19 protein-coding genes are annotated in these 26203 nt (G+C 73.1%); 11 read left to right on the forward strand and 8 right to left on the reverse strand.

Translation table 11 applies throughout. The features are described from left to right. Nucleotides 1-42 precede the first annotated feature (42 nt). The 5 genes from QM782_RS09460 (at nt 43) to aroQ (ending at nt 4257) form a co-directional block, all read left to right on the forward strand. Nucleotides 43-522: a MaoC family dehydratase gene (locus tag QM782_RS09460; protein ID WP_415202665.1), complete on the forward strand. Its 480-nt coding sequence runs from the start codon at nt 43-45 to the stop codon at nt 520-522. Next, entirely contained in the window at nt 519-1757 is a 1239-nt protein-coding gene (locus QM782_RS09465; RefSeq protein ID WP_415202666.1) for a CaiB/BaiF CoA transferase family protein, read from the forward strand. The genes QM782_RS09460 and QM782_RS09465 overlap by 4 nt, the downstream gene beginning before the upstream one ends. Before the next feature lies 1 nt (nt 1758). Further along, entirely contained in the window at nt 1759-2580 is an 822-nt protein-coding gene (gene aroE, locus QM782_RS09470; protein ID WP_415202667.1) for a shikimate dehydrogenase, read from the forward strand. A gap of 153 nt (nt 2581-2733) precedes the next feature. After that, nucleotides 2734-3780 carry a Gfo/Idh/MocA family protein gene (locus QM782_RS09475; protein ID WP_415202668.1) on the forward strand — a complete coding sequence of 349 codons (1047 nt, stop codon included), beginning with the start codon at nt 2734-2736 and terminating at the stop codon, nt 3778-3780. A 30-nt stretch (nt 3781-3810) separates the two neighbouring features. Next, on the forward strand, nt 3811-4257 hold the full coding sequence (aroQ, locus tag QM782_RS09480; RefSeq protein WP_415202669.1) for a type II 3-dehydroquinate dehydratase: 447 nt from the start codon (nt 3811-3813) through the stop codon (nt 4255-4257). A gap of 7 nt (nt 4258-4264) precedes the next feature. Here aroQ and QM782_RS09485 read toward each other — a convergent pair whose 3' ends face one another. The 4 genes from QM782_RS09485 to QM782_RS09500 all read right to left on the reverse strand — a co-directional run bounded on the left by QM782_RS09485 (nt 4265) and on the right by QM782_RS09500 (nt 11332). Continuing rightward, nucleotides 4265-5068, reverse strand: coding sequence for an SAM-dependent methyltransferase (locus QM782_RS09485; protein ID WP_415202670.1), 804 nt, complete (start codon nt 5066-5068; stop codon nt 4265-4267). 215 nt (nt 5069-5283) lie between these two features. Next, a complete protein-coding gene (locus QM782_RS09490) occupies nt 5284-8340 on the reverse strand; it encodes an AAA family ATPase (protein WP_415202671.1) in 3057 nt (1018 codons plus the stop codon). Between the two features lie 64 nt (nt 8341-8404). Beyond that, on the reverse strand, nt 8405-9337 hold the full coding sequence (locus tag QM782_RS09495; RefSeq protein WP_415202672.1) for a DMT family transporter: 933 nt from the start codon (nt 9335-9337) through the stop codon (nt 8405-8407). Between the two features lie 87 nt (nt 9338-9424). Continuing rightward, nucleotides 9425-11332 (reverse strand): hypothetical protein, encoded by a 1908-nt coding sequence (locus QM782_RS09500; RefSeq protein ID WP_415202673.1) that lies wholly within the window; start codon nt 11330-11332, stop codon nt 9425-9427. A gap of 101 nt (nt 11333-11433) precedes the next feature. Between QM782_RS09500 and QM782_RS09505 the strand changes: the two genes are divergently transcribed. Further along, nucleotides 11434-12378, forward strand: coding sequence for a LysR family transcriptional regulator (locus QM782_RS09505; RefSeq protein WP_415202674.1), 945 nt, complete (start codon nt 11434-11436; stop codon nt 12376-12378). A gap of 30 nt (nt 12379-12408) precedes the next feature. Here QM782_RS09505 and QM782_RS09510 read toward each other — a convergent pair whose 3' ends face one another. From QM782_RS09510 to QM782_RS09520, 3 genes are all read right to left on the reverse strand, one after another. After that, on the reverse strand, nt 12409-13755 hold the full coding sequence (locus tag QM782_RS09510; protein ID WP_415202675.1) for an APC family permease: 1347 nt from the start codon (nt 13753-13755) through the stop codon (nt 12409-12411). 357 nt (nt 13756-14112) lie between these two features. Then, entirely contained in the window at nt 14113-16509 is a 2397-nt protein-coding gene (locus QM782_RS09515; RefSeq protein ID WP_415202676.1) for a DUF3772 domain-containing protein, read from the reverse strand. A 52-nt stretch (nt 16510-16561) separates the two neighbouring features. Further along, a complete protein-coding gene (locus tag QM782_RS09520) occupies nt 16562-18631 on the reverse strand; it encodes a TonB-dependent receptor domain-containing protein (RefSeq protein ID WP_415202677.1) in 2070 nt (689 codons plus the stop codon). A gap of 102 nt (nt 18632-18733) precedes the next feature. On the opposite strand from QM782_RS09520, the gene QM782_RS09525 reads away from it, so the two are divergent. Further along, a complete protein-coding gene (locus QM782_RS09525) occupies nt 18734-19546 on the forward strand; it encodes a response regulator transcription factor (RefSeq protein ID WP_415202678.1) in 813 nt (270 codons plus the stop codon). Between the two features lie 7 nt (nt 19547-19553). After that, nucleotides 19554-20945 (forward strand): ATP-binding protein, encoded by a 1392-nt coding sequence (locus QM782_RS09530; protein WP_415202679.1) that lies wholly within the window; start codon nt 19554-19556, stop codon nt 20943-20945. A 33-nt stretch (nt 20946-20978) separates the two neighbouring features. On the opposite strand, the gene gdhA is transcribed toward QM782_RS09530, so the two are convergent. Then, nucleotides 20979-22322, reverse strand: coding sequence for an NADP-specific glutamate dehydrogenase (gene gdhA / locus QM782_RS09535; protein WP_415202680.1), 1344 nt, complete (start codon nt 22320-22322; stop codon nt 20979-20981). Nucleotides 22323-22654: 332 nt separating this feature from the next. On the opposite strand from gdhA, the gene fusA reads away from it, so the two are divergent. From fusA to QM782_RS09550, 3 genes are all read left to right on the forward strand, one after another. Continuing rightward, nucleotides 22655-24763, forward strand: a complete 2109-nt coding sequence (fusA, locus tag QM782_RS09540; protein ID WP_415202681.1) for an elongation factor G — start codon at nt 22655-22657, stop codon at nt 24761-24763. Between the two features lie 76 nt (nt 24764-24839). Further along, a complete protein-coding gene (locus tag QM782_RS09545) occupies nt 24840-25313 on the forward strand; it encodes an Rrf2 family transcriptional regulator (RefSeq protein ID WP_415202682.1) in 474 nt (157 codons plus the stop codon). After that, nucleotides 25303-26193 (forward strand): NAD(P)/FAD-dependent oxidoreductase, encoded by an 891-nt coding sequence (locus QM782_RS09550; protein WP_415202683.1) that lies wholly within the window; start codon nt 25303-25305, stop codon nt 26191-26193. The genes QM782_RS09545 and QM782_RS09550 overlap by 11 nt, the downstream gene beginning before the upstream one ends. Nucleotides 26194-26203: the final 10 nt, after the last annotated feature.

The raw sequence follows: 26203 nt of genomic DNA on the forward strand, positions 1-26203 counted from the left end.
TTCACAACTTCTGCCCGTTCATTCCATCAGGAGACCCTGCCCGTGAAACTCACCCCTCCACCCCTGCAGTTCAGTACGCCCGAGCGCTACTGGGACGACGCCGCCGAAGGCGACGCCTGCACCAGTCCCGAGTACGAGGTCACCGAGGCGCGCATCAACGCCTACGCCGAGCTGAGCGGCGACTACACGCCGGTGCACATCGACGAGGAGTACGCGAAGACCACGCCGTTCGGCACGCGCGTGGCGCACGGCCTGCTCGGCCTGTCGATCGCCGACGGCCTGAAGACGCGCAGCGAGTACCGCTTCCTGCCCGGCATGTCGCTGGGCTGGACCTGGGACTTCCTGCTGCCGATCAGGATCGGCGACCGGCTGCACGTGAAGTTCACGGTGACCGGCCTGCGCGCCTCGAAGAGCCGGCCCGGCTGGGGCATCGTGGTGCTGCCGTCCGAGCTCGTCAACCAGCACGGCGAGGTCGTGCAGAAGGGGGAACACCGGCTGATGATTCCCCGGAGGCCGGCATGAGCCAGAAGCAGCCGCTGCCGCTGGCCGGCATCCGCGTCGTCGACTACAGCCACTTCCTGGCCGGCCCCTACGTGGGCCGCTGCCTGGCCGCGCTGGGCGCCGAGGTCATCAAGGTCGAACGCCCCGGCAGCGGCGACGCCGGCCGCCAGCATGCCTGGTTCGTCGGCGAGGACGATGCCTACTCGGGCTACTTCCTGCAGCTCAACATGGGCAAGCGCGGCCTGTCGGTGGACATGCGCGATCCGCGCGGCAAGGCGCTGATGCGCAAGCTGGTCGACAGCGCCGACGTTTTCGTCGAGAACTACCGCCCCGGCGCGCTGGACAAGCTGGGCCTGGGCTATGCGGAGCTGAGCGCGCGCAACCCGCGCCTGGTGTACTGCTCGATCTCGGCCTACGGCCACACTGGGCCGGACGCGCACCGCGCCGGCTTCGGCCTGATCGCCGAGGCCAAGAGCGGCATCATGCAGATGGTCGGCACCCCCGGCGAGCCGCCGCCGCTGCTGCGCATCTCGCTGGGCGACATGTACACCGGCATCCACGCCGTGGCGGCCATCAACGCCGTGCTGCTGGGCCGCACGCAGACCGGCCGGGGCCAGCACATCGACATGGCGCTGTACGACACGCTGGTCTCCATGCACGAGTACGCGGTGCAGTGCTACACGCTGTCCGGCGGCAAGGAGCTGCCGGTGCAGACCGGCCACGACATGCCGACCTCCACGCTGTACGGCGTGTTCCGCGCGGCCGACGGCGACCTCGTGATCGCGGCGCAAGTCGACGACGCCTGGAAGCGCTTCGCGGCGCTGGTCGAGGCGCACGGCGGCCCGGCCGGGTTCGGCGCGGACACGCGCTTGCACCAGCTGACCGGCCGCAACGCGCACCGCGCGGAGATCCTGTCCGTCGTGAAGGCCTGGGTCGCGGGCCGCCGCGTCGCCGAGGTGCTGGCGCTGCTGGACGGCATCGACGTGCCCAGCGCCAAGGTGCAGCGCATCGACGAGGTGCTCGCCGATCCGCAGATCCAGGCGCGCGGCATGGTGGTCGAGCAGGAGCATCCGGTGCTCGGCACGCTGCGGCTGCCGAACCTGCCGTTCCGCTTCTCCGGCTGCGACACGACGGTCACCCAGGTCGCGCCCGACCTGGGGCAGCACAACGCGGCGATCGCCCGCGAACTGGGCTTCTCCGACGAGGAGATCGCGGCCATGCAGGCCGACGGCGTGCTGTTCTCCAAGGAGCATTGACATGGCCGATGCCTACGCCGTCATCGGCCATCCGATCGGCCACACCAAGTCGCCGCTGATCCACGGCCTGTTCGCCGAGGCCACCGGGCAGGACATGGCCTACACCGCGATCGAAGGCCGGCCCGGCCACTTCGCCGAGGACGCCCAGGCGTTCCGCGCGCGCGGCGGCCGCGGCATGAACGTGACCGCGCCGTTCAAGCTCGACGCCGTCGCGTTCGCGACCGACCGTTCGGAGCGCGCCCGGCTCGCGGGCGCCGCGAACGCGCTGAAGTTCGAGGGCGAGCGCGTGTTCGCCGAGAACTTCGACGGCATCGGCCTGGCGCGCGACGTGGTGCACAACCTCGGCTGCGCGATGCGCGGGCGGCGCGTGCTGCTGCTGGGCGCCGGCGGGGCCGCGCGCGGGGCGCTGCTGCCGTTCCTGGAGCAGCAGCCCGCCGAGCTGGTGATCGTCAACCGCAGCGTCGACAAGGCGCAGGCCCTGCAGGCCGAGGCGCAGGCCCGCGGCCCGGTCCGCGCCTGCGGCTACGCCGACCTGGCGGGGCAGCGCTTCGACCTCGTGGTCAACGCCACCTCGGCCAGCCTGCGCGCCGAGCTGCCGCCCGTGCCCGCCAGCGTGTTCCAGCCGGACGGGCTGGCCTACGAGCTCGCCTACGGCAAGGGGCTCACGCCCTTCCTGCGCCTGGCGCAGCAGAGCGGCACCCGCCGGCTGGCCGACGGCGTCGGCATGCTCGTCGAGCAGGCGGCCGAGGCCTTCGCCTGGTGGCGCGGCGTGCGGCCCGAGACCGGCGCGGTGATCCGGCGGCTGACCGTTCCACTGGCGTAGCGCCCCCCTTCCACGGCTTTTCGCGGCTTTTCATTCCTTCCCGCAGAAGACGTCCATGACACGAGCGATGCCCGGGTCGCCGCCGGCCGGACCGGCTGGCCGGATGCAGGCATCCGCACGCGCATTCCACTTGCTCCCTCGAGGATCTTGCCCATGAAGAAGACCCGCATCGCCGTCGCCGGCGCCGGCTACATCGGACAGGCGCACATGGCGGCGGCGCGCGCCAGTGCGCACTGCACGCTGGCGGCCATCGTGGACCCGTCGCCGGCCGCAGCGGCCCTGGCGGCCGAGGCCGGCGTGCCGCTGTACGCCTCGATCGACGCGCTGCTGGCCGAGGACCGGCCCGACGGCCTCGTGCTGGCCACGCCGAACCAGCTGCACGTGCCGCAGGCCCTGCAGTGCATCGCGGCGCACCTGCCGATCCTGCTGGAGAAACCCGTCGCCACCACGGTGGCCGAAGGCGCCCGGCTGGTGGAGGCCGTGGAGCGCGCCGGCGCGCGCGTGCTGGTGGGCCACCACCGCGCCCACAGCCCCATCATGGCCAAGGCCCGGCAGGTGGTGGACAGCGGCCAGCTCGGCCGGCTGGTCGCGGTGATGGGCAGCGCCACCTTCTACAAGCCGGACCACTACTTCGCGGACGCGCCGTGGCGGCGCGAGATCGGCGCCGGCCCCATCCTGCTGAACATGATCCACGAGGTGCACAACCTGCGCATGCTGTGCGGCGAGATCGCGGCGGTCCAGGCGTTCAAGTCGCACGCCGTGCGCGGCTTCGCGGTCGAGGACACGGTGGCGATCAACCTGCGCTTCGACAGCGGCGCGCTGGGCACCTTCCTGCTGTCGGACACGGCCGCCTGCCCGCGCAGCTGGGAACAGACCAGCCAGGAGAACAAGGCCTACCCGACCTACGCGGACGAGGACTGCTACGTGCTCACCGGCACCAACGGCAGCCTGTCGATCCCGACCATGCGGCTGAAGACCTATCCGCGCCCCGAGGAGCGCTCGTGGTGGAAGCCGTTCGAGGCCGGCACCGTGGGCCTGGTGCGCGAGGACCCGATCCAGCGCCAGATGGAGCACTTCGGCGCGGTGGTCCGCGGCGAGGCCGAGCCCCTGGTCAGCGCACGCGACGGCTTCCGCAACCTGCGCCTGACCGAAGCCATCGTCGAGGCCGCCGCGTCCGGCCGCGTCGTCGAAGTTTCCTGAACCCATCCATCCACCCTGCGGAGACCCTCCATGAAGTTCCTCATGCTGCACGGCATCAACCACAACATGTTCGGCCGGCGCGACCCGCAGCAGTACGGCACGACCACGCTGGCGCAGATCAACGCGCAGCTGGCCGCGCTGGCCGGCGAACTGGGCGTCGGCTTCGAGCACTTCCAGACCAATCACGAAGGCGAGATGGTCGAGCGCATCCACCAGGCCTACTTCGACGGCGTGGACGGCGTGATGCTGAACGCCGGCGCCTGGACGCACTACAGCTACGGCATCCGCGACGCGCTGGCGATCCTGACCTGCCCGGTCGTGGAACTGCACATGTCCAACATCCACGCGCGTGAGGCGTTCCGCCACCAGTCGGTGTTCGCCGAGATCGTGCAGGGCCAGATCGCCGGCTTCGGCGTGGACAGCTACCTGCTGGCCCTGCGCACGGCCGTCGGCCACGCGCGGGCCCGGGCGGCCTGACGGCGCTCTAGCGGCGGACTGCCTGCCACGGCGTCCGGCCGTTGACGGTGCCCCGCATCGTGTCGCCGTCCACCTCGCCCTGGTAGCGGTCCGTCCCGGCGCGGAAGCGGATCTGCGCGCCGTCCAGGCGCGCCTCGATGATCGGCAGCGGCTGGTCGCCGGCGCGGTGCAGCGTGCCTTCCAGCATCTGGAAGGTCTGCGCCAGCTGCAGCTTGGCGTCGCCCAGCCGCCAGCGGCCGGCGACCCGGGCCGGCACCACCCACTTCAGCGCGTTGCAGTAGCCGGCGCAGCCCTCTTCCACGGTGATGCGCGCGTCGGGCTGCCAGTCGCCCATGTCGAAGGAGTTGGACAGCACGCGCGTCCCAGGGGCCATGTCCAGCAGGATCGGGCGCAGCCGCAGGTTCAGCTCCGGCAGCAGGAACAGCGTGACCACGGTGGCGTCCGAGAAGTCCGACTGGAAGATGTCGGCCTGCTCGAACCTGGCCCGGCCGGCCATGCCCTCGGCCTCGGCCGCGCGCCGGGCCAGCGCCACCATGTCGGGGTTGTATTCGATGCCGCGCGCGGTGGCGCCGCGCCTGGCGGCCGTGATCACCAGGCGGCCGTCGCCCGAGCCCAGGTCGACCAGCCGGTCCTGCGGCGTCAGTCCGGCCATGTCCAGCATGCGGTCCACCAGCGCCTGCGAGGTCGGCACCCACACCACGTCCTTGCCGGCCTGGCCGACCCGCGGCGCGTAGGGGGCGGGCTGGGCGGCCGCGCGGCAGAGCGCGGCCAGGCACAGCGTGGCGACGAAGGTTCTGCGTGTGGCGGTCATGCAGGCTCCTGCCGGATCGGGAAACGGCCCCGTGGCGCGGCCATGTTCCCATGGAGCGGCGCAGCCGGGCCAGTTCGCCCGCGCGCGGCGAGGGAAAGGGGACGTGTCGCGGTCGCGCGCGCCGACGCGGATGGTTCGTCCGCGCGCGGCGGGGGGAAGGCCGGCGGGCCGCGCGGGATGGATGGGTGGGAAGGGCGGGAGGGGCGCCCGCCGGGTCAGGCGTGCGGCGGTACCGCCGCCATGCCGGCGCCCAGCCCTTCCAGCGCGCGCCGGGCGCGCGCCTCGAACAGGCTGGCGCCCTGGCGCTGCGCCAGCGCGATCGCGCGCGCCAGCGTGGCCTCGGCGGCGGCGGCGTCGCCGGCCTGCTGCTGCGCCAGCGCGCTGGTGCGCAGGATCTCGGCCAGGTAGAAGCGCTCGCCGGTGGCCTCGGCCGCGGCGATCGCCCGGCCGGCCAGCGCCGCGGCGTCGGCGCTGCGGCCCAGGCCCAGCATGGCCTGGGCCATCACGCCGACCGCGAAGGTCTGGTAGGCCACGGCGGCCATGCCCTCGTAGGCGGAAATGCCGGCCTGCACGTCGCGCGCGCCGTCGCCGCGCCGGCCGGCCGCGATCGCGGCGGTGCCGCGCACCAGCTGCGACACGCCGACCCAGGTCGGGAAGTCCTGCTCGCGCGCCAGCGCCAGCGAGGCGTCGGCGTGCAGCCAGGCGGCGTCGGCATCGCCGGCGATGTGGCAGACGCAGGCCAGGAAGCACAGCGCGAAGTTGACGGTGTGCGCGTCGGCGATGCTGCGCGCGTGCGCCAGGCTGGCCAGCGCCGCCTCGCGGCCGGCCGCAGCGTCGCCCATGATGGTCTGCAGCACCGCCAGGTAGCACAGCGCGCTGGACTTGTAGTCCTGCACGAACACGCCCTGGGCCGGGTCGTCCGCGCCGGCGTGGGCGTGGCGCTGCAGCGCCTGCTCCAGGTGCGTGCGCGCCTGCGCGAACTCGCCTTGCAGCAGCAGCGCGCCGCCGAGCAGGCGGTGCGCCATGATGTGCGGCGCCTGGCCGCTCTGGCGCTGCGCCAGCGCCAGGCATTCGGTGGCGAACTGGCGCGCGAGGTCGAAGCGCGCCAGCATGATCTCGCACGAGCCCAGCGCGCTCAGCACCGCGCAGGTGTCCGGCGCGTCGCCGAGCGCGCGGCAGCGCTGTAGCGCCGCGGCGTAGGCGGCGCGGCTCTCGGGCGCCGAGAAGCCGCGGTGGCGCACGTTCAGCGCGCCCAGCCGGCTCAGCACCGCGATCTCCTGCTCGGTGCGCGCGCGCGTGGGCGGCAGGGTCTGCAGCAGCCGCAGCGCGCGCTCCAGCAGCGCCAGCGCCTCGGCGAAGCCCGAGCGCCGCGCCGCGAGCCGGGCCGCGGCCAGCAGGTGCGGCACCGCGCCGGCCAGCTGGCCGGCGTCTTCCAGGTGCTGGGCCAGCAGCTCGGGGTGGCGCGGCGCGGTGTCCGGGAAGTCCTGCGCCAGCCGCTCGGCGATGCGTGCGTGCAGCGCCTGCTGTTCCTTGCGCAGCAGGCTGGCGTAGGCGGCGTCGCGCACCAGCGCGTGGCGGAACATGTAGCCGGCCGCTGGCGTGGGCACCACCAGGCCGGCGGCGATCAGCTGCTGCAGCGCGTCCTGCAGCGCGGCGTCCGAGAGCCCGCAGACCGAGGCCAGCAGCGCGCCGGAGAACTCGCGCCCGATGACCGAGGCGACCTGCGCGATGCGGCGCGTGGGCCCCAGCCGGTCCAGCCGGGCGGCCAGCGCGTCGGTCAGCGTCATCGGGATCGGCGCCGTGCCGGCCTCGGCCTCGGGCGCGTGCGCCGCGCCGCCGGCCACGCGCTCCAGCAGGTCGCGCGTGAGGTCCTCGATGAACAGCGGCATGCCGTCGGCGCGCCGCGCGATGGCCTGCACCAGGGCCGGCGGCATGGCCTGCCGGCCGCAGATCGACTCGACCATGCGCACCGCGGCGGCCGTCTCCAGCGGCTCCAGCGCGATCGTCTCCACGTGCGGCTCGCCGGCCCAGCGCGGCGCGAAGTCGGGCCGCGCCGTCAGCAGCGCCAGCACCGGCCAGTCCTTCAGCAGGGCGACGAAGGTGGCGACCAGCTCGTCGGTCGAGGGGTCGGCCCAGTGCAGGTCCTCGACCACCACCAGCAGCGGCACCGGCTCGGCGGCGGCGCGCAGTGTCTGCATCAGCAGCGCGAACAGCCGCGCGCGCTGGCGCTGCGGCGACATCGGCAGCGGCGGGTAGCGGTCCTGCGTGGGCACCGCCAGCAGGTCGGCCAGCAGCGGCGCGAACTCGTCGCCGTCCGGCACCTGCTGCTGCGCGAATGCGTCGATGCGGTCGAGCACGGTCTCGGGCGGGTCGCCGTCGGCGATGCCGATCACGCGCGTCAGGTGCCGGATCAGCGGCGCCAGCGGGCTGTTCTGCAGGTGCGGCCAGCAGGCGAACCAGGTGCTGCGCGCGCGCTGCGGGTCCAGGCTGGCGGCCATCGCCTCGGCCAGGCGCGACTTGCCCACGCCCGGCTCGCCGGACAGCAGCACCACGCGGCCGGCGCCGCCGCGCGCCTGCTCCATGCGCTGCTGCAGCCGCGCGATCAGCTCGTTGCGGCCGACCAGCGGCGTCAGCTCGGCCGCGCGCAGCGCGGCGAAGCGGCTGCGCGGCACGCGCTCGCCGGTCACGCGCCAGGCCTGCTGCGGCTCGGCGAAGCCCTTGTGCGGATGGCGGCCGTAGTCCTCGTAGCGGAAGATGCTGCGCGTGAGCGCGCGCGTCTCGTCGGCCACCAGCGCCACGCCCGGCGGCGCCAGCGCCTGCAGCCGCGAGGCCAGGTTGATCGCCAGCCCGATCGCGGCCACGTCGTGGTGCGGCAGCTGCAGCCGGCTGGCGGCGATCTCCGGCGCGTCGGGGATGTTGCCGACCACCACCAGCCCGGTGGCCACGCCCACGTGCAGCCGCACCGGGCCCAGCGCGGGCACCTGCTCGGGCTCGGCCGGCACCAGGTCCAGCGCCGCGCGCACGGCGCGCTCGGCGTCGTCCTCGCGCGAGTGCGGGTAGCCGAAGTAGGCCAGGATGCCGTCGCCGATGTACTGGGCCACCACGCCGCCGTGGCGCTCGATGGTGGCGGTGCAGGCCTGGCGGTAGGTGTGCATGGCCTCGGCCAGCGCCTCGGGGTCGAGCTGTTCGCTCATGACGGTGAAGCCGACCAGGTCGCACATCAGGATGCTGATCTGGCGCCGCTGCAGCGGAGACGGGGACGGAAGGCTCATAGTTCTTGCTCTTGGTCGTTTCCTGCGCGGATGGTGCCATGGCAGGCACCGAATTGCGCAGTCTTCAGCGCTTGTCGCGCGACAGAAGCACGATGCCTGCCAGCACCACCAGGGTGCCGGCGATCTGCAGCGGCGCCAGCCACTGGCCCAGCACGGCCCAGCCGATGAACAGCGTGGCGATGGGCTCGATGTTCATCATCGGCGCGTTGCGCGCCATGTCCAGCCGCGGCACGCTGACGAACAGCGCTGTGAACGCGCTGCAGTACAGCAGCATCAGCACGCCGAGGCCGGCCCAGCCCGGTGCGTCGTGCGGCCAGGCCATGCCGCCGGGCACCAGGCCGGCCGCGCCGGCGACGGCCATGCTGCAGAACACCGCCAGCATGGTGTAGAGGCTGCGCACGGCGCCGGGCAGGGCCGCGAGCCGGTGGTCGGTGACCCAGATGCCGCAGGCGAACACGCCGGCGGCCGCCAGCGCGAAGGCGACGCCGGCGCCCCAGGCCGTGCCGGCGCCGCCGGCGCGCGCCTCGGCCAGGCGCGCGGGCACGTCCAGCGCCAGTAGCAGGCCGAGCAGGATCACGCCCATCACCAGGCAGGCGCGGCGCGTCGGCCGCGGCCCGCCCAGCGCCCAGGTCAGCAGGGCCAGCAGCGCCGGGAAGGTGTTGGACACCAGCAGCGCCAGCGCCACCGGGATGCGCGCCACGGCCGAGTACAGGCACAGGCTCTGGACGGCGATCAGCAGCCCCAGCAGCAGCTGCCAGCCGCGCGCGGCGGCCGGCAGCGCCAGCCGGTCGCGCCGCCAGGCCACCAGCACCGCCAGCAGGGCCAGCGCGGCGCCGGACCGGCACAGGATCGCGGCCAGCAGCCCGGTGCCGTGGTCGAACGCCAGCCGCGCGGCCACGTGGTTGCCGGCGAAGCCGCAGGCGACCGCGGCGATCAGCAGCAGTGCGGTCGGCCGCGGGTAGGGCGGCGCGGGCGAGGCGCGGGAGGGGGCGGGCACGGGGCGCGGATTGTGCCGCGTGCGGGCCGGGAGCCGCTGCTGCCCAGGTTACGCAGAGCAGGGGTGCCGGTCAGGAGCCGGCTGGCGTCAGAGCGGTGGACGAAGGCGCAGCTCAGGCCGGGGCACCGGCTCGAATGCGGTGGCGGCCGTCTTGTCCGTGCAGGCGCGCATGAATTCCTGCAGCGCCTCGATGGCGCGTAACAGTGCCTTGTGCTGCTCGGGCGTCAGCGGCTTCTCATAGCCTGCTGGCGCCGTACCCGAATCCACGGCCCGTTCGGCGATTCTCTGGAAGTCCGTGGCATGTGGCAGATCCTGTTGCAGCGCGGTCAGTACTCCCGGCGCACGTTCTTGCAGCAGCCGGAGCAGCACGCTCAGGCGCACCCAGCGCTGTTCGTCCCAGCCAGGTCCTCCGTTGGAGAACTGCGCCAGCAACTCGTCGGCTGCTTTCTCGCCTCGGCCCGCGACGTTCGTGAGCGTTTCAGGTTCCATGTTCAGGTTCAGCCCGCCCTCGTTCGACGCCAGCCGGACGCGGACGATGCGGTCGCGCACGCCCGGCATGCGCGAGAGCGCGTTGTCGTTCCAGTTCTGCATGGTGTTGACCAGCGCCAGCACGAAGCCTCCCAGGCGGGAAAAGCCTGAAGTGGTGGCCTGCTGCGGGTCGTCGGCATCGGGCCGGCCCAGGTCCTTCTTGCCGAACAGATGCCAGCGCTCGCCGTAGCCCGAGGTGTACTTCTTCGGCAGGTAGACGCGCTCGCGCTGGTCGATCACGTCCTCCAGATTGATGCCGAACGTGGGCCAGCAAGGCACCAGGCTGTCGAACAGGTGCATCGGGAAGTTCGAGCTGAGCCCGCCGTCGGAGAACCAGCAGCGCCTGAAGCTTGCCTGCCCCGGGGTGTCGTAGTGGATGGCCCACAGCGGAACGGCCGAGATCAGGAACGGGAAGCTCAGGCTCAGGCGGGCCGCCAGCAGTACGGGGAACTTGTCCGGCGCAGGTAGTTCCAGCAGGCCAAGCTGCTTGGCGTCCTCATCCGATGGATCGCGGCCCGCGCGCTTCGGATCGCAGCGATAGGGCGTGCCGTGCGTTTTCAGGTGTTCCAGCACAACTGCCGGCAAATAGGTCTTCAAGTCTTCGGGATTGAAGAACAGCCTGTCCTGCGTGCGAAAACCGGTGGGCGTTTCATTGGCTGCGGCCAGCGGAAAGATGTAGGGCCGGCCGTGGCTCAGGTTGGTCGAGAAGATCTGCAGATGGATCGATTTGCGCGTTGCCCCTTCCGGAACCGTGAAAGGGCCTACCGGAAAGCCCGGCGCCTCCCACAAGTGGCCGAAGGTCAGTGGCTCGTTCTCGGACAGGCCGGCGGCTGTCTGGATCTGCGTGTGCAGCCAGGGCATCAGGGCTGGTAGCCGCGCATCCGTGCCCGTACCCTGGCACAGGCCGAAGCCGTTGGCCACGACCGGCCCGGTCGCGTCGCGCAAAACGCCGGCGGCCAGGCCGGCCACCAGCGCCACCACGGCGGTCAGCACCGCGCCGTAGAGCCCGCTGCCCAGCCACGCGGCTACCAGCGCCAGCACGATGGCGGCCAATGTCGCCGGCCAGTAGGCGCGCACGGCACCCAGCACGATGCGCCGGATGCGCTGGCCGGCCGAAGCGCTGTTCAGCGCCGCAGCCAGCACGGAGAACAGGCGGCGCGTCCGGGGCTGCGGCTGGAACAGGCTCAGCAGCCGGCGCCGGCCGGGCGCCACCTCTTCCTGCAGCGCTTCGGGCAGCTGTTCCAGGTGATCGAAGCCGGCCCGGGTGCCGGTGGTCCGCCGCCTGTACTCGGCCGCCGCCGTCACGGCTGCCGCGATCGCGCCCGCCGAGGTGCCGCCGATGTTTTTGAAGCGGTAGTGCCGCGCCAGCGTGGCGATGGCCTTGGGGTAGACGACGCCGCTGGTGATGCCGCCCTTCATGACCAGATCGCAGAAGCGGTCGGCCGGTGGTTCGTGATCGACGCTCATGTGCATGCCCTCCGGTGGGCATCATGCGCATGCCGGGCGCCGCGGTCATCGGCAATTTGAAGGAAGACCGCCCGCACCGCGCCGCCGCGGACAATGCCCGCATGGACGAACTCAAGACCATGCGCACCTTCGTCAAGGTCGTCGACGAGGGCAGCTTCGCGGGGGCCGCGCGCGCGCTGAACGTGGCCAACTCGGTGGTCACGCGCGCCGTCGCCGAGCTGGAGGAGTCGCTGAAGGCCCGGCTGCTGAACCGCACCACGCGCGCGCTGTCGCTGACCGAGGTGGGCGCGCAGTACCTGGAGCGCGTGCGCAGCATCCTGGAGGAGATCGACGACGCCAACGAGCAGGCCTCCGCGGCCACCGGCCGCATCCGCGGCCTGCTGCGCGTGGCGGCGCCGCAGGAATTCCTGACCGCCAGCCTGGCCCGGCTGGTGCCGCGGTTCGCCGAGCGCCACCCGGGGCTGGACATCCAGCTGCTGCTGTCCAGCCCGCAGGCCGCGGTGCCCGACGACGCGGCCGACGTGACCATCCTGGTCCACGGCGCGGAGCCGCTGGACGGCAACTTCTTCGCGACGCTGCTGGCGCATGCCGAGGCCGTGCTGTGCGCCACGCCCGAGTACCTGGGCCGGCACCCGAAGATCACCCGGCCCGAGGACCTGCGCCAGCACACGCTGCTGGTGCCGGAGTCGGCGTTCGAGCGCAAGGTCTGGCTGTTCCGCTCCCAGGGGCGCGACGGCCCGGACGGGACCATCGCGCTGCAGCCGCAGCGCGCCGCCATCGGCTCGGCGAACGCGGCCGTGCTGATCGGGGCCGCGCGCGGGCACTACGGCATTGCCGGCACGCTGTCGCTGAACGTGGCCGACGACCTGCGCGAGGGCCGGCTGCGGCGCGTGCTGCCGGACTGGGCCATGTCCTGCTTCCACATCTACGCGGCCTGGCCCAGCCGCCAGCACCTGCCGCGCCGTACGCGCGCGTTCGTCGATTTCCTGGTCGAGCACTACGGCGGAGCACCCAGGGATCCCTGGCTGGCCGGCCTGGCGCGCTGAAGCGCGCCGGCGGCGCCGGCCGGGCGGGGCTCAGCGCCGGCCCGGGCCAGCGCGCAGCAGCAGCAACAGCACGCCGCCGCTGGCCAGCACGCCCACGCCGATCCAAGCCGCGTTGAAGCCGCCCAGCCGCTGGGAATAGACGTAGCCCAGGCTGGACCACAGCATCCAGGCGCTGCTGGCGCAGAACAGCAGCGGCACCAGCGGGTACAGCGGCACGCGGAACGGGCGCTCGCGCGCGGCGTCGGTGGCGCGCAGGCGCAGCAGGGCGATGCCGACCAGCAGGAAGAACAGCCAGAACACCGGCGCCGTGTACTCCACCATGGCCTGGAAGCCGCCCTTGAAGGCCACGCCCAGCGCGATCAGCGTCAGCGCCAGCGCGCACTGGATCGGCAGCGCGTGGCGCGGCACGCGGCGCGCGTCGTCCCAGGCCGCCAGCACGCGCAGGGCCGGCCAGTCGCGGCCGAGCGCGCTGGCGGTGCGGGCGCCGACGATCATGGTCGCGTTCATCGAGGTCAGCGCGGCCACGGCCACCATGGCCGCGACCAGCTGGCCGGCGCGCGGGCCGAAGGCGGCGGCCAGCACCGCGCTGGCCACCGCCGGCGACTGCGCCATGCCGGCCAGCCCCAGCACCGACCAGTAGGCCCAGTTGACCAGCAGGTACAGCACCGTGACGATCAGCACGGACGACAGCAGCGCCCGCGCGATGGCGCGGCGGTCGGGCAGGTCGGCGCTGATGCAGGCCGCGTCGTTCCAGCCGCCGAAGGTCAGCAGCACGAACACCATGCCGAATCCGATGCCGGCCGGCGTGGCCGGGCCGGCCGCCGCCGGCGGCGTGGCACCGGCGCCGGTGCCGCCGGCCCACAGCGCCGCGGCGACGATCAGCACCAGCCCGCCGACCTCCGCCACCGTGAGCCAGGCCTGCGCCTCGGCGCCGCTGCGGATGCCGCGCAGGTTGAGCGCCGTCAGCAGCAGCGTGGCGACGGCCGCCCACAGCGCGCTGCCATAGGGCCCCAGCGGCACCAGCTGCGCCATGTAGTCGCCGAACACGAAGCCCAGCAGCGCGATCGAGCCGGTGGTGATGACGGTGAAGCGCGCCCAGGCGTACAGCAGCGCCGTGCCGCGGCCGAACGCGCGCGCGAGGAAGTGGTACTCGCCCCCCGCGCTCGGGTAGGCGGCGGACAGCTCGGCATAGCACAGCGCGCCGACCAGCGCGACCAGCCCGCCGGCCGCCCACAGCGCGAACATCCAGCCGGCCGTGGGCACGCTGCCGGCCACCAGCGAGGGCGCCTTGAAGATGCCGGCGCCGATGACCACGCCGACCGTGATCGCGACGGCGTGGCGCAGCGTCAGCGGCGCGGCGGCGGCCGGCGGCGTCATGGCGTCCGGGCGCCCGTGGAGGACGGATGCGGGCTGCGGGCACGGGTCGTCACGGGGGCTCCTCGCTGCGGCGGACCGGCCATTGTGGGCAGGGGCGCCCACGCCGCGCGCGAGCCCCCAGCGGCCATGCGGGCTTGGCCGGGGCGACTCGGCGGGCTTCGGAAGGTGCGGACGAAGCGCGCGCACCCACGCGAGGCCCGATGTCCTGCTTCCTGCACCACGCCGCCACGCCCCGGGCTGGTGCGCGGCGGGCCGCATGCGGGCATTCCCGTCCTTGCCCCGGCATGCGCCGGAGCGGCGGCCTGCACCTGCAGTCCGCCCCGCCCCGTCGTGGGCGCGGCCGGTTCGTTCACCCCTTCAGGCCGGCGGCGGCGCTGGCGCCGGCGCCACCACCACCGTCGGCGGCGTGGCCATGGCCAGCCCGGCGGCGCGGAACGCTTCCAGCATCGCGAACAGCAGCTCGCTGCGCACGCCGCCCACCAGGCGCGGGCCGCCGACGTAGCAGATCGACTGGAACACCAGCATGCCGTTCTCCACGCCCTCCAGCGTCAGCGAGGGCGCCGGCGCCGGCAGCACGGCCGGGTGCGCGGCGCAGGCCGCCAGCATCAGTTCGCGCACCTTGGGCGCGTCGGTGGCCAGCGGCATCGGCAGGCGGATCAGCACGCGGCCCTCGGCGTTGCTGAGCGTCATGTTGCGCACGGTCTTGGTGATGAACTCGGAGTTCGGCACGATCACGGTGGAGCGGTCGCCGAGCTGGATCTCGGTGGCGCGCACGTTGATGCGCCGGATGTCGCCCTCGGTCGTGCCCAGCACCACCCAGTCGCCCACCTTCACCGGCCGCTCGGCCAGCAGGATCAGGCCGGAGATGAAGTTCTGCACGATGGCCTGCAGCCCGAAGCCGATGCCCACGGACAGCGCGCTGGCGATCCAGGCGATGCGGTTGATGCCGATGCCCAGCGCGGACAGCCCGGCCGCCACCACCAGCGCCACGCCCACGTAGTTCAGCAGCGTGGCCAGCGAGCTCTGCATGCCCGGCTCCATCGTGGTCGTGGGCAGGTAGTGCTCGCGCAGCCAGCGCTGGAACACGCGCAGCGCCACGAAGCCGCCGGCCAGCACGGCCAGCGCGCTGAAGATGGCGGCCGGCACCAGCTGGAATTCGCCGATCGACAGGCCCCGGCCGATGCGCCCGGTCTGCCCCAGCACCTGCTCGGGCCCCGTGCCCAGCGGCGCCAGCAGCGCGATGACCATGTAGAAGAACAGCACCAGCCGCGCCAGCGCGGACAGCACCACGGCGGTCTGGTCCAGCGTGGCCGGCGCCAGCCCGAAGCCGCGCTGCAGCCGCTGGCCGAACTCGCTGCGCGCGGTGAACAAGGCCATGCACAGGTCGTCGGCGAAGCGCAGCAGCACGTAGAAGGTCACGGCGACCAGGCCGGTCCAGGCCAGCTGCGCGGCCAGCAGGCTGGCGATCGCCAGGTAGCCGGCGGCGACCAGCACCAGCACGCCCAGCAGCAGCAGCGCCACCAGGCCCAGCACCAGGCCGACCCAGAACGGGCGCTCGGGCGGGGCGTCGCCGCCGGGCGGCGGTGCGTCGTCCGGCGCGCCGCGCAGCCGGCGCAGCACGCCGAAGCCCAGCAGCGCCAGCGCCAGCGCGGTGGCGGCCTGCGTCGCGTGCACGGCGGCCAGGCTGGTCTGCACGATGTCGTTGACCTGCGATGGCAGCCACACCAGCACGCCCACCAGCGCCACCAGCCAGGGGTAGGGGCTGAGCCGGCGCGCCGTCGCGTCCGGCAGGCGCGGCAGCCGCCAGGACGGCCGCGCGTTGGCCAGCAGCGCACGGCCCAGGCTCGTCACGAAGGCGATGAACAGCACCGACGCGTCGGCCAGCGCCACCAGCCTGCCGCTGAGCGGGCCGAAGTCGGCATGCACGGCCAGCGTGCGCAGCGCCGTCCGCGTGGCCAGCGCGACGACCAGCAGGTTGACCGCGACGATCGCGATCACCAGCAGCGAGCGGCGCAGCCGCCCGTTCGGCAGCAGGCGGCGCGCCAGCCGCGTCAGGCCGTGCTCGGCCAGCACGTCGCCGACCGTGATCGCCAGCACCGCCAGCAGCAGCGCCAGCGCCACCGGCCCGCGGTGCTCCGGCTGGGCCAGCCGCGCGCCGGCCGCGCGCAGCTCCTCGCCCAGCGGCGCCAGGCGCTGCCGGTCGGCCGGCCAGGCCTCGCCCAGCTCGCGCCAGAAGCCGGCACCCAGCGGCGAGGCGGCGCGGTCGGCCATCTGGGCCTCGAACAGGTCGCGCTGGCGGCTGCGCAGGTCGGCGCTGCGCTGCTCGGCGTCGACCACGACCAGCCGCGCCAGCCGGATGTCCGCGTCCACCGTGTTGCGCTCGCGCGTCAGCGTGGCGCGCTGGCGGGTGATGTCGGGGTCTTCGCTGGCGCCGGCGGCCGGCGGGTTGCCGAGCTCGCCGAGCCGCGCGTTCAGGTCGTTGAGCTGGCTGGTGCGCGCGGCGATGAAGCGGTTGGCGTCGGCGACCAGCGCGCCGTAGCGGGCCTGCAGCGCGCGCACCTCGTCGGCGCCGCTGGCGATCTCGGGCAGCTGCGCGAAGCGCGCGCGCAGTTCGGAGACGTCGGGCAGGGCCTCGGGCGCCGAGGCCCGGGCGGCGGCCGCGGCGGCCGGCTCGGCCGGCGAGGCCGCCGGCGCGGGGCCGCCGAGCACGGCCAGGCCGAGCGTGAGGGCCGCGATGCGGGGAGTCCAGAGCATCGGCGGATCATAGGCAGCCGCCGGCACGCCGGCCGGCGGCCGCGCGCGCCGGTCAGAACCGCGCCGTCATGCCGACGAAGTAGGTGCGCCCGCCGTTGTCGTAGTTGGCGCCGGTCTCGCGCGACTGGCGGTCCGACAGGTTCAGCACGCCGGCGCGCAGCGTCAGCAGGTCGTTCACCTGGTAGTTGGTCGCCACGTCCAGCGTGGTGTAGGCCTTGGCGAACGTGGTGGCGGTGCCGCTGACCACGACTTCCTTGCCGACGTAGCGCGCGCTCAGGTCGGCCGTCCAGGCCGGCTGGATGTGCCAGCTCAGCGCCGAGGTCGCCGACAGCTCGGGCACGGCCAGCAGCGCCGCGTTGGTGGTCAGGTTCTTGGACTCGAACATCCGCGTGAGGCTGTTCTTCCACTCCAGGTTCTTCGCCAGCGGCACGTTCAGGTAGGCCTCCAGGCCGCGCGTGCGGGCGCGCTGCGCATTGGCCATGCGCGTCCACCAGTAGCCGTTGGCGAAGCCCAGCGGCTGGTAGTCGATCTTGTTGCGGAAGTTGGTGTGGAAATAGGTGGCGCCGGCGGACCAGCCGCCGCGCTCGTAGCCGACGCCCAGCTCGTGGTTCAGGCTGGTCTCGGGCTGCAGGTCCGGGTTGCCGGCCATGTAGCAGCCGCGCTGGCCGTCGATGTCGACGCTGGTGCTGCTCCAGCCCATGCCGATCAGGCCGCGGCAGCCGTTGCCGCCGGACTGCGTGGCCGCGCCGGCCGAGTTCTCCTTCAGCCCGGGCGCCCGGAAGCCGCGTGAGACGCCGCCGCGCACGGTCCACGCCGGCGCCGGGTGGTAGACCAGGTAGCCGCGCGGGCTCCAGTTGCTGCCGTACTTCTTGTGGTGGTCCATGCGCAGGCCCAGCGTCAGCGACAGGTTCTCGCGCAGGAAGACCTGGTCCTCGCCGAACAGCGCCCAGGTCGTCGCGCTCAGGCGGGCGCCGCCGACCGGGTTGCCGGCGTAGTCGATCGGCACCGTGCCGATGGTGTCGCGGTTCTCCAGGCTCTCGCGCCGCCACTGCCCGCCCAGCGTCAGCGCCTGGTCCAGGCCGAGCAGCTTGAACGGCAGGTCGAGCCGGCCGTCCAGCGTGGTCTCGCCGGAGTTGCTGCCCAGCGCCGTGCCCTTGTTCTCGTATTCGTGGCGCACCAGGTTGAGCGTGGAGCGCCAATCGCCGAAGCGGCCCTCGTGGCCGAGTCCGAAGTGCGTGTGCTCCAGCTTGGACAGGCCCCAGGCCGAGACGACGGGCCGTCCGTTCGGGCCCTGCGCGTGGGAGGCCAGCGCGCGCTGCGTGCCCTGGCTCGCGTCCAGCGTGACGACCTGGTCTGGCGTGAGCTGCCAGGCCAGCTGCGCGCTGAGGTTCTGGTTGCGCGAGCCGCCGGTGGACAAATAGGTGCCGGGGAAGCCGCCGTTGCCTTCGTCGGCCTCGCGCAGCGTGTAGTTGCCGCCCAGGCGCAGGCCGAACTTCTCGGCCAGCGGGCCGCTGACGTTGAAGCCGACCTGCCGGCGGTCGCCGCGCTCGGCGTCGTCCGGGCGCGAGTAGTTGGCCGTGACCGAGCCGCCCCAGCGCGTGCCGATCTTGCGCGTGATGATGTTGATCACGCCGCCCATGGCGTCCGAGCCGTACAGCGAGGACATCGGGCCACGCACCACCTCGATGCGCTCGATCATGTCCGGGGAGATCCAGTCCAGGTCCTGCTGGCCCAGGTCGTCGCGGTAGTTCAGGCCGGCCGAGCTGCCCTGGCGCTTGCCGTCGACCAGGATCAGCGTGTACTTCTCGGGCAGGCCGCGCAGCTTGATCTTGGACTGCGCGCCGGTGCCGGAGATGCCGCCCGTCACGCCCGGCACCGTGGACAGCAGCTCGCCGAGGCTGGTCACCGGCTTGCGCTCGATGTCCTCGCGCGTGATGACGCTGATGCTGGCCGGCGCTTCCTGGATGTCCACCGCCGTGCCGGAGGCGGTGACCACCACGGTCTGCAGCGCCGTGTCGGGGCTGGCCGCGGCCGGCTGGCCCTGCGCATGGGCCTGGGTCAGGAAAAGGGTGAATAGGCAAGGCGCCAGCGCCTTGCCGGAGACGGCATGTCGGGAACTCACGGATACCTCGATGGAACGTTGGGCCCGGCGCGAATGCAGGGCAAATGGGAGTTATTCTCAATATGGATAATAGGAAGCTGAAACAAGTCGTTGATGTTTCTTATGAATTCTTTGCAAACTCCGGAGCCGTTCGGCCTGTGCGCGGCTGCCGGGTGGAGTGCGGGCGCCGCTGGCGGCCCGATCCCGCGGGTGCTGCTGGTCGACGACGACCTGGAGCTGTGCCGGATGCTGCAGGAGTTCCTGGAGCCCGAGCCGGTGCAGGTGGAGTGCGTGCACGACGGCGCCGAGGCGGCCGACCGGCTGGCCCGCGAGGCCTTCGACCTGGTGCTGCTGGACCTCATGCTGCCCCGGCTGGACGGCTACGCCGTGCTGCGCGGGCTGCGCGAGCGGCGGCGCCCGACGCCGGTGCTGATGCTGAGCGCCCGCGGCTCGGACGACGACCGGATCATGGGCCTGGAGGCCGGCGCGGACGACTACCTGTCCAAGCCGTTCAACCCGCGCGAGCTGCGGGCGCGCCTGTTCGCCATGCTGCGCCGCAGCCGGGCCGCGCCCGCCGCGGCGGACGCGCCGGCGCCGGGCCTGCGGCTGGATGCGCTGCAGCTCGATCCGTCCCGGGCGCTGGCCGCCGTCGCCGGCACGCCGGTGGCGCTGACCGCGGCCGAGGCCCGCATCCTGGAGGCGCTGATGCGCGCGCCGAACCGCCCGGTCTCGCGCGCGCAGCTGACGCGCTGGGGGCTGGGCCGCGTGCTGCTGCCGACCGACCGCAGCCTGGACACGCACGTTAGCAACCTGCGGCGCAAGCTGCGGCTGGACGGCCGCCGGGCCGACCTGCCGGTGCTGCGCAGCGCGCGCGGCGTGGGCTACGTGCTGCACGCGCGCCCGGTGGCGTCCGCGCACGCGCCGGCGATGGCCTGAGCCAGCCTTGTTCCGCCGCATCTTCCTGTCGTTCTGGGCGGGCCTGGTGCTGATCCTGGTGATCGGCGTCGGCGTCACGCTGGCCGTCACCTCGGCCCGGCTGCATGCGCTGGACGGCGTCAGCTCGGCCCGGCTGACGCAGGAGGCGCGCGCGGCCGGGCGCGACGGCACCGATGCGCTGCAGCGCTGGGTCCGGCGGACCGAGGCGCGCTACCCGACGCTGCGCGTGTTCTTGGTGGACCCGCAGGGCCGCGAGCTGCTGGGCCGGCGCCTGCCGGTGCGGCTGCGGGACTGGGCCGGCCTGAACCTCGCGCAGACGGTCGCCCAGTGGCAGGCCCTGCGCACCGAGGCCTTGCCCGGCGCGGCGTCCGCGCACCGGCGCGCGCCCGTGCCGGTGCCCGATTCCTGGTGGAACGTGCCGGCGGTGGAGAGCGCGGGCGGCGCGGTCCATTTCGCGCTGTTCCTGCCGTTCGATTCCTCGGCCTACGAGGTGCTGGGCGTGCCCTACGTGCTGGTCCTGCTGTTCCTGTGCGCGGTGCTGGTCAGCGGCGCGATCTGCTGGGTGGTCGCGCGGCACATCACGCGCCCGCTGCTGGCGGTGCAGCACGGGCTGCGCGGGCTGGCCGGCGGCGCGCTCGACGCGCGGCTGGGCCCGGCGCTGGCCGGCCGGCGCGACGAGCTGGGCGCGCTGGCCGCGGACTTCAACGCCACGGCGCAGCGGCTGCAGGAGCTGGTGTCGGCGCAGGAGCGGCTGCTGCGCGACGTCTCGCACGAGCTGCGCTCGCCGCTGGCGCGGCTGCGGCTCGCGCTGGAGCTGGCGCGCCGGGACCGCCAGGGCCCGGCCGCCCAGCTCGACCGGATCGAGCGCGAGTGCGACCGCCTGGAAGGCCTGACCGGGCAGGTGCTGCGGCTCGCGCGCCTGCGCGATCCGCAGCCGGTCCGCGGGCAGCCGCTGGACCTGGCGGCGCTGGTGGGCGACACGCTGGCCGACGTGGCCTACGAGGCCGAGGCCACCGGCAAGGCCGTGGCCTGGCAGGCGCCGCCCGCGGCCGTGCCGCTGCAGGGCGTCGCGGCCGAGCTGTCGAGCATGCTGGAGAACGTGGTCCGCAACGCCCTGCGGTTCACGCCGCCCGGTGGGCGCGTCGACGTGTCGCTGCAGGCCGATGCGGCGCAGGTCCGGATCGCGGTGCGCGACCGGGGGCCGGGCATCGCCCCCGAGCTGCTGGGCCAGGTGTTCACCGCGTTCTTCCAGGCCGATCCGGCCCGCGCCGGCGGCCATGCCGGCGCCGGGCTCGGCCTGTCCATCGCGCAGCGCGTGGCGCAGCGCCACGGCGGCGACATCCGGCTCGCCAACCGCCCGGGCGGCGGGCTGGTGGTCGAGATCACGCTGCCGCGCTAGCCGCGGCGGGCGCGGGCCGGGCCGGCCGCGCTGTTACAGCACGCCCTGCGCCAGCATCGCGTCGGCGACCTTGACGAAGCCGGCGATGTTGGCGCCGTCCACGTAGCTGACGCTGCCGTCCGGCCGCGTGCCATGGCGCACGCAGGCGGCGTGGATGCTGCGCATGATCTCCAGCAGCCGCGCGTCCACTTCCTCGCGCGGCCAGCTCAGGCGCATCGCGTTCTGGCTCATCTCCAGGCCCGAGGTGGCAACGCCGCCGGCGTTGCTGGCCTTGCCCGGGGCGAACAGCACGCCGCGCTGCTCGAACACCTGTACCGCCTCCAGCGTGGAGGGCATGTTGGCGCCCTCGGCCACGCAGACCACGCCGTTGTCGGCCAGGCGGCGCGCGTCCTCGCCGCTCAGCTCGTTCTGCGTGGCGCAGGGCAGCGCCACGTCGACCTTCACGCCCCAGGGCGTGGCGCCGGCCACGAAGCGGCCGCCGGCGCGGCGGGCGTAGTCCTCCACGCGGCCGTACAGGTGGTTCTTGACCTCCATCAGCTCGGCCAGCTTCTCGGGCGTGAAGCCGTCCTCGTCGACCACGGTGCCGCTGGAGTCGGACACGGTCACGACCTTGGCGCCCAGCGCCATGGCCTTCTCGATCGCGTACTGCGCCACGTTGCCGGCGCCGGAGACCGCCACGCGCAGCCCGTCGAACGAGCGGCCGGCGCGCGCCAGCATCTCCTGCGCGAAGTAGACCGTGCCGTAGCCGGTGGCCTCGGGCCGGATCAGCGAGCCGCCGAAGGCCAGGCCCTTGCCGGTGAACACGCAGTCGGCGCGGTTGGTCAGCTTCTTGACCATGCCGGCGATGAAGCCCACCTCGCGCCCGCCCACGCCGATGTCGCCGGCCGGCACGTCGGTGTCCGCGCCCACGTGGCGGAACAGCTCGCTGGCGAAGGCCTGGCAGAAGCGCATCACCTCGGCCGGGCTCTTGCCCTTGGGGTCGAAGTCCGAGCCGCCCTTGGCGCCGCCCATCGGCAGCGTGGTCAGCGCGTTCTTGAAGGTCTGCTCGAACGCCAGGAACTTCAGGATCGACAGGTTGACCAAGGGGTGGAAGCGCAGCCCGCCCTTGTACGGCCCGATCGCCAGGCTGTGCTGGATGCGGTAGCCGCGGTTGACCTGGATCTGCCCGTGGTCGTCCAGCCAGGAGACGCGGAACACCACGATGCGCTCGGGCTCCACCAGCCGGTCCAGCAGGCTCTGCTCGGCATAGCGCGGGTGCTCGGCGATGAAGGGCCACAGGCTCTCCATGACCTCGGTGACGGCCTGGATGTACTCGGGCTGCCCGGGGTTGCGCTGGGCGACATGGGCCATGAAGGCGTGGCAATCGGTGTATTGCATGAGCTGATGTCGAAAAGGAATGACGCGAAAGGGGCGCCATTCTCGTGCATGAATGCACCGCAATGGATTTTTCGTACCGTGGAATGCCCTGACATTGGGCGTGGCGCCTCGATGCGGTGCATGCGCCGGCCGGGCGGCTGCGCTGCCGCGCGCCGTCCGCCGGTTTGGTCTAAGCTGCGGCTCTCGATCCGCATGGAGATTCCGATGTACCGGCACGCCCCCGCTTTCCCACCGACCTGAGCCGTGCGTGCGCGGCTCGCCCCTGTTCCCGGGGCCGGCCGCCTTCCTTTCCTTGCGCGTGGACCGGCTCCGTTGCCAGTGAGCCATCCATCATGTCCCGCAAGACCCCCATCCAGAACGTGCGCAACATCGGCATCAGCGCCCACATCGATGCCGGCAAGACCACGACCACCGAGCGCATCCTGTTCTACACCGGCGTGAACCACAAGCTGGGCGAGGTGCACGACGGCGCCGCCACCATGGACTGGATGGCGCAGGAGCAGGAGCGCGGCATCACCATCACCTCGGCCGCCACCACCGCCTTCTGGAAGGGCATGGCCGGCACCGGCACCGAGCACCGCATCAACATCATCGACACGCCCGGCCACGTGGACTTCACGATCGAGGTCGAGCGCAGCATGCGCGTGCTCGACGGCGCCGTGATGGTCTACGACGCCGTCGGCGGCGTGCAGCCGCAGAGCGAGACGGTCTGGCGCCAGGCCAACAAGTACCGGGTGCCGCGCATCGCCTTCGTCAACAAGATGGACCGCGTGGGCGCGGATTTCCTGCGCGTGCAGCGCCAGATCGGCGAGCGGCTGAAGGGCAACGCCGTGCCGGTGCAGATCCCGGTGGGCGCGGAGGACCATTTCCAGGGCGTGGTCGACCTGGTGAAGATGCAGGCCATCGTCTGGGACGAGGCCAGCCAGGGCGTGCGCTTTTCCTATGCCGACATCCCGGCCGCGCTGGTGGAGACCGCCCGCGAATGGCGCGAGAAGCTGGTCGAGGCCGCGGCCGAGGCCAGCGAAGCCTTGCTCGACAAGTACTTGACCGGCCAGTCCCTGAGCGAGGAGGAGATCAAGGCCGCCCTGCGCCAGCGCACCATCGCCGGCGAGATCGTGCCGATGCTGGCCGGCAGCGCGTTCAAGAACAAGGGCGTGCAGGCGCTGCTGGACGCGGTGGTGGACTACCTGCCGTCGCCGCTGGACGTGCCGGCCATCGTCGGGCACGACGAGCACGACCCCGACAGGACCGTCGAGCGCCACCCCTCGGACGCCGAGCCGTTCGCGGCGCTCGCGTTCAAGATCATGACCGACCCCTTCGTCGGCCAGCTGGTGTTCTTCCGCGTGTACTCGGGCGTGGTGACGTCGGGCGAGCAGGTCTACAACCCGGGCAAGGGCCGGCGCGAGCGCATCGGCCGCCTGGTGCAGATGCATGCGAACGCGCGGCAGGAGATCGAGGCGGTCCACGCCGGCGACATCGCCGCGGCGGTCGGCCTGAAGGAGGTGACGACCGGCGACACGCTCAGCGACCCGGCGCACGTGGTGCTGCTCGAGCGCATGGCCTTCCCCGAGCCGGTGATCGCGCAGGCGGTGGAGCCCAGGACCCAGGCCGACCAAGAGAAGATGGGCATCGCGCTGGCGCGGCTCGCGCAGGAGGACCCGTCCTTCCGCGTGCGCACCGACGAGGAGTCGGGCCAGACCATCATCGCCGGCATGGGCGAGCTGCACCTGGAGATCCTGGTGGACCGCATGCTGCGCGAGTTCGGCGTGGCGGCCCGCGTGGGCAAGCCCCAGGTGGCCTACCGCGAGACCATCCGCACGGCGGCCGGGGAGGTGGAGGGCCGCTTCGTCAAGCAGTCCGGCGGCAAGGGTCAGTACGGCCACGTGGTGCTGAAGGTCGAGCCGCTGCCCGAGGGCGGCGGCTACCGCTTCGTCGACGCGATCAAGGGCGGCGTGGTGCCGCGCGAGTTCATCCCGGCCGTGGACCGCGGCGTGCAGGAGGCGCTCAAGGCCGGCGTGCTGGCCGGCTTTCCGGTGGTGGACGTGCAGGTCACGCTGACCTTCGGCTCCTACCACGAGGTGGACTCGAACGAGAACGCCTTCCGCATGGCCGGCAGCCTGGCGCTGCGCGAGGGCCTGCGCCGCGCCGGGCCGGTGCTGCTGGAGCCCATGATGGCCGTGGAGGTGGAGACGCCGGAGGAGTTCATGGGCCACGTGATGGGCGACCTGTCGCAGCGCCGCGGCATGGTGCAGGGCATGGAGGACATGCCGGGCGGCAGCGGCAAGCTGGTGCGCGCCGAGGTGCCGCTGGCCGAGATGTTCGGCTACTCGACCACGCTGCGCTCGCTGACCCAGGGCCGCGCCACCTACAGCATGGAGTTCCGGCACTACGCGCAGGCGCCGCGCGAGGTGGCGGACAGGGTCGTGGCCACCCGCCGCTGAACCTCCGGCCCTGCGCCGGACGGGGGCATCGCGCCGCCGGCCGGCATTCTTCCTTTCATGCAACTCATAATGTTGCATGAACAAGGACAGCCGGTTGTCGGGCGTGCTGCACGCCCTGTTGCACATGGCCGAGATGCCGGGGCCGGCCACCTCGGAAACCCTGGCGCGCGCCATGTCCACCAACCCGGTGGTGGTGCGCCGGCTGATGGCCGGCCTGCGCGAGGCCGGCTTCGTCGCCTCGGCCAAGGGCCATGGCGGCGGCTGGATGCTCTGCTGCCCGTTGGAGCGCATCACGCTGCGCGACATCCACGAGGCCGTGGGCGCGCCGGCGCTGCTGGCCGTGGGCCACCGCAGCGACAACCCGGAGTGCCTCGTCGAGCAGGCCGTCAACACCGCCCTGCAGGGCGCCTACCAGCAGGCCGAGGCGCTGCTGCTGGCGCGCCTGGGCGACGTCACGCTGGCGCAGCTGTCGGCCGACTTCCACCGCCGCATGCGGGCCAGCGGCCGGCCATCCCATGGTTTTTCAGAGGAGATCGGACATGGACATTGATGCCATCGTCGTCGGCGGCAGCTTCGCCGGCATCTCGGCGGCCTTGCAGTTGGCGCGGGCGCGGCGCCGGATCTGCGTGGTGGACGCGGGTGCGCCGCGCAACCGCTGCGCGAGCGCTTCGCACGGCTTCTTCGGCCACGACGGCCGCGCGCCGCTGGCGCTCATCGCGCAGGCGCGCCAGCAACTGCTGGCCTACCCGACGGTGCGCTTCGTGGCGGCCCAGGCCGTTGCGGCGGCACCGCAGGGCGAGGGCTTCGCGCTGACGCTGGACGACGGCGAGCGCCTCGCGGGCCGTCGGCTGCTGCTGGCCACGGGCGTGCGCGACCTGCTGCCCGGGCTGCCGGGCCTGGCCGAACGCTGGGGCCTCAGCGTCGCCCACTGTCCCTATTGCCACGGCTACGAGTTCGACCGCCAGCCGCTGGGCGTGCTCTACCGCATGCCGCTGTCGCTGCACCAGGCCCAGCTGGTCGCCGAATGGGGACCGACCACGCTGTTCCTGGACGGCCATGCGATCGGCGACGCCGAGCGTGCCCAGCTGGCGGCGCTCGGCATCGCGGTCGAGCCCGGCCCCGTGCAGGCGCTGGAAGGCGAGGGCACGGCGCTGGCCGGCGTGCGGCTCGCGGGCCGCGTGGTGCCGCTGCGCGGCCTGTTCATCGCGCCCACGGTGGCCATGGCCAGCCCGCTGGCCGGGCAACTGGGCTGCGCCTTCGATGCGTCGCCGGCCGGCCCCTTCATCCGCGTGGAGGATGGCCAGACCACGGTGCCGGGTGTGTTCGCGGCCGGCGACGCGGCGATGGCCTGGAGCAACGCCACGCAGGCCGCCGCCCAGGGCGTGCTGGCCGGTGCGGCCATGCACCGCGCGATGGTGTTCGGCGGCTGACCCACAATCG

The organism is Pseudorhodoferax sp. (assembly GCF_047601025.1).
Classification (GTDB): Bacteria; Pseudomonadota; Gammaproteobacteria; order Burkholderiales; family Burkholderiaceae_C; genus Pseudorhodoferax.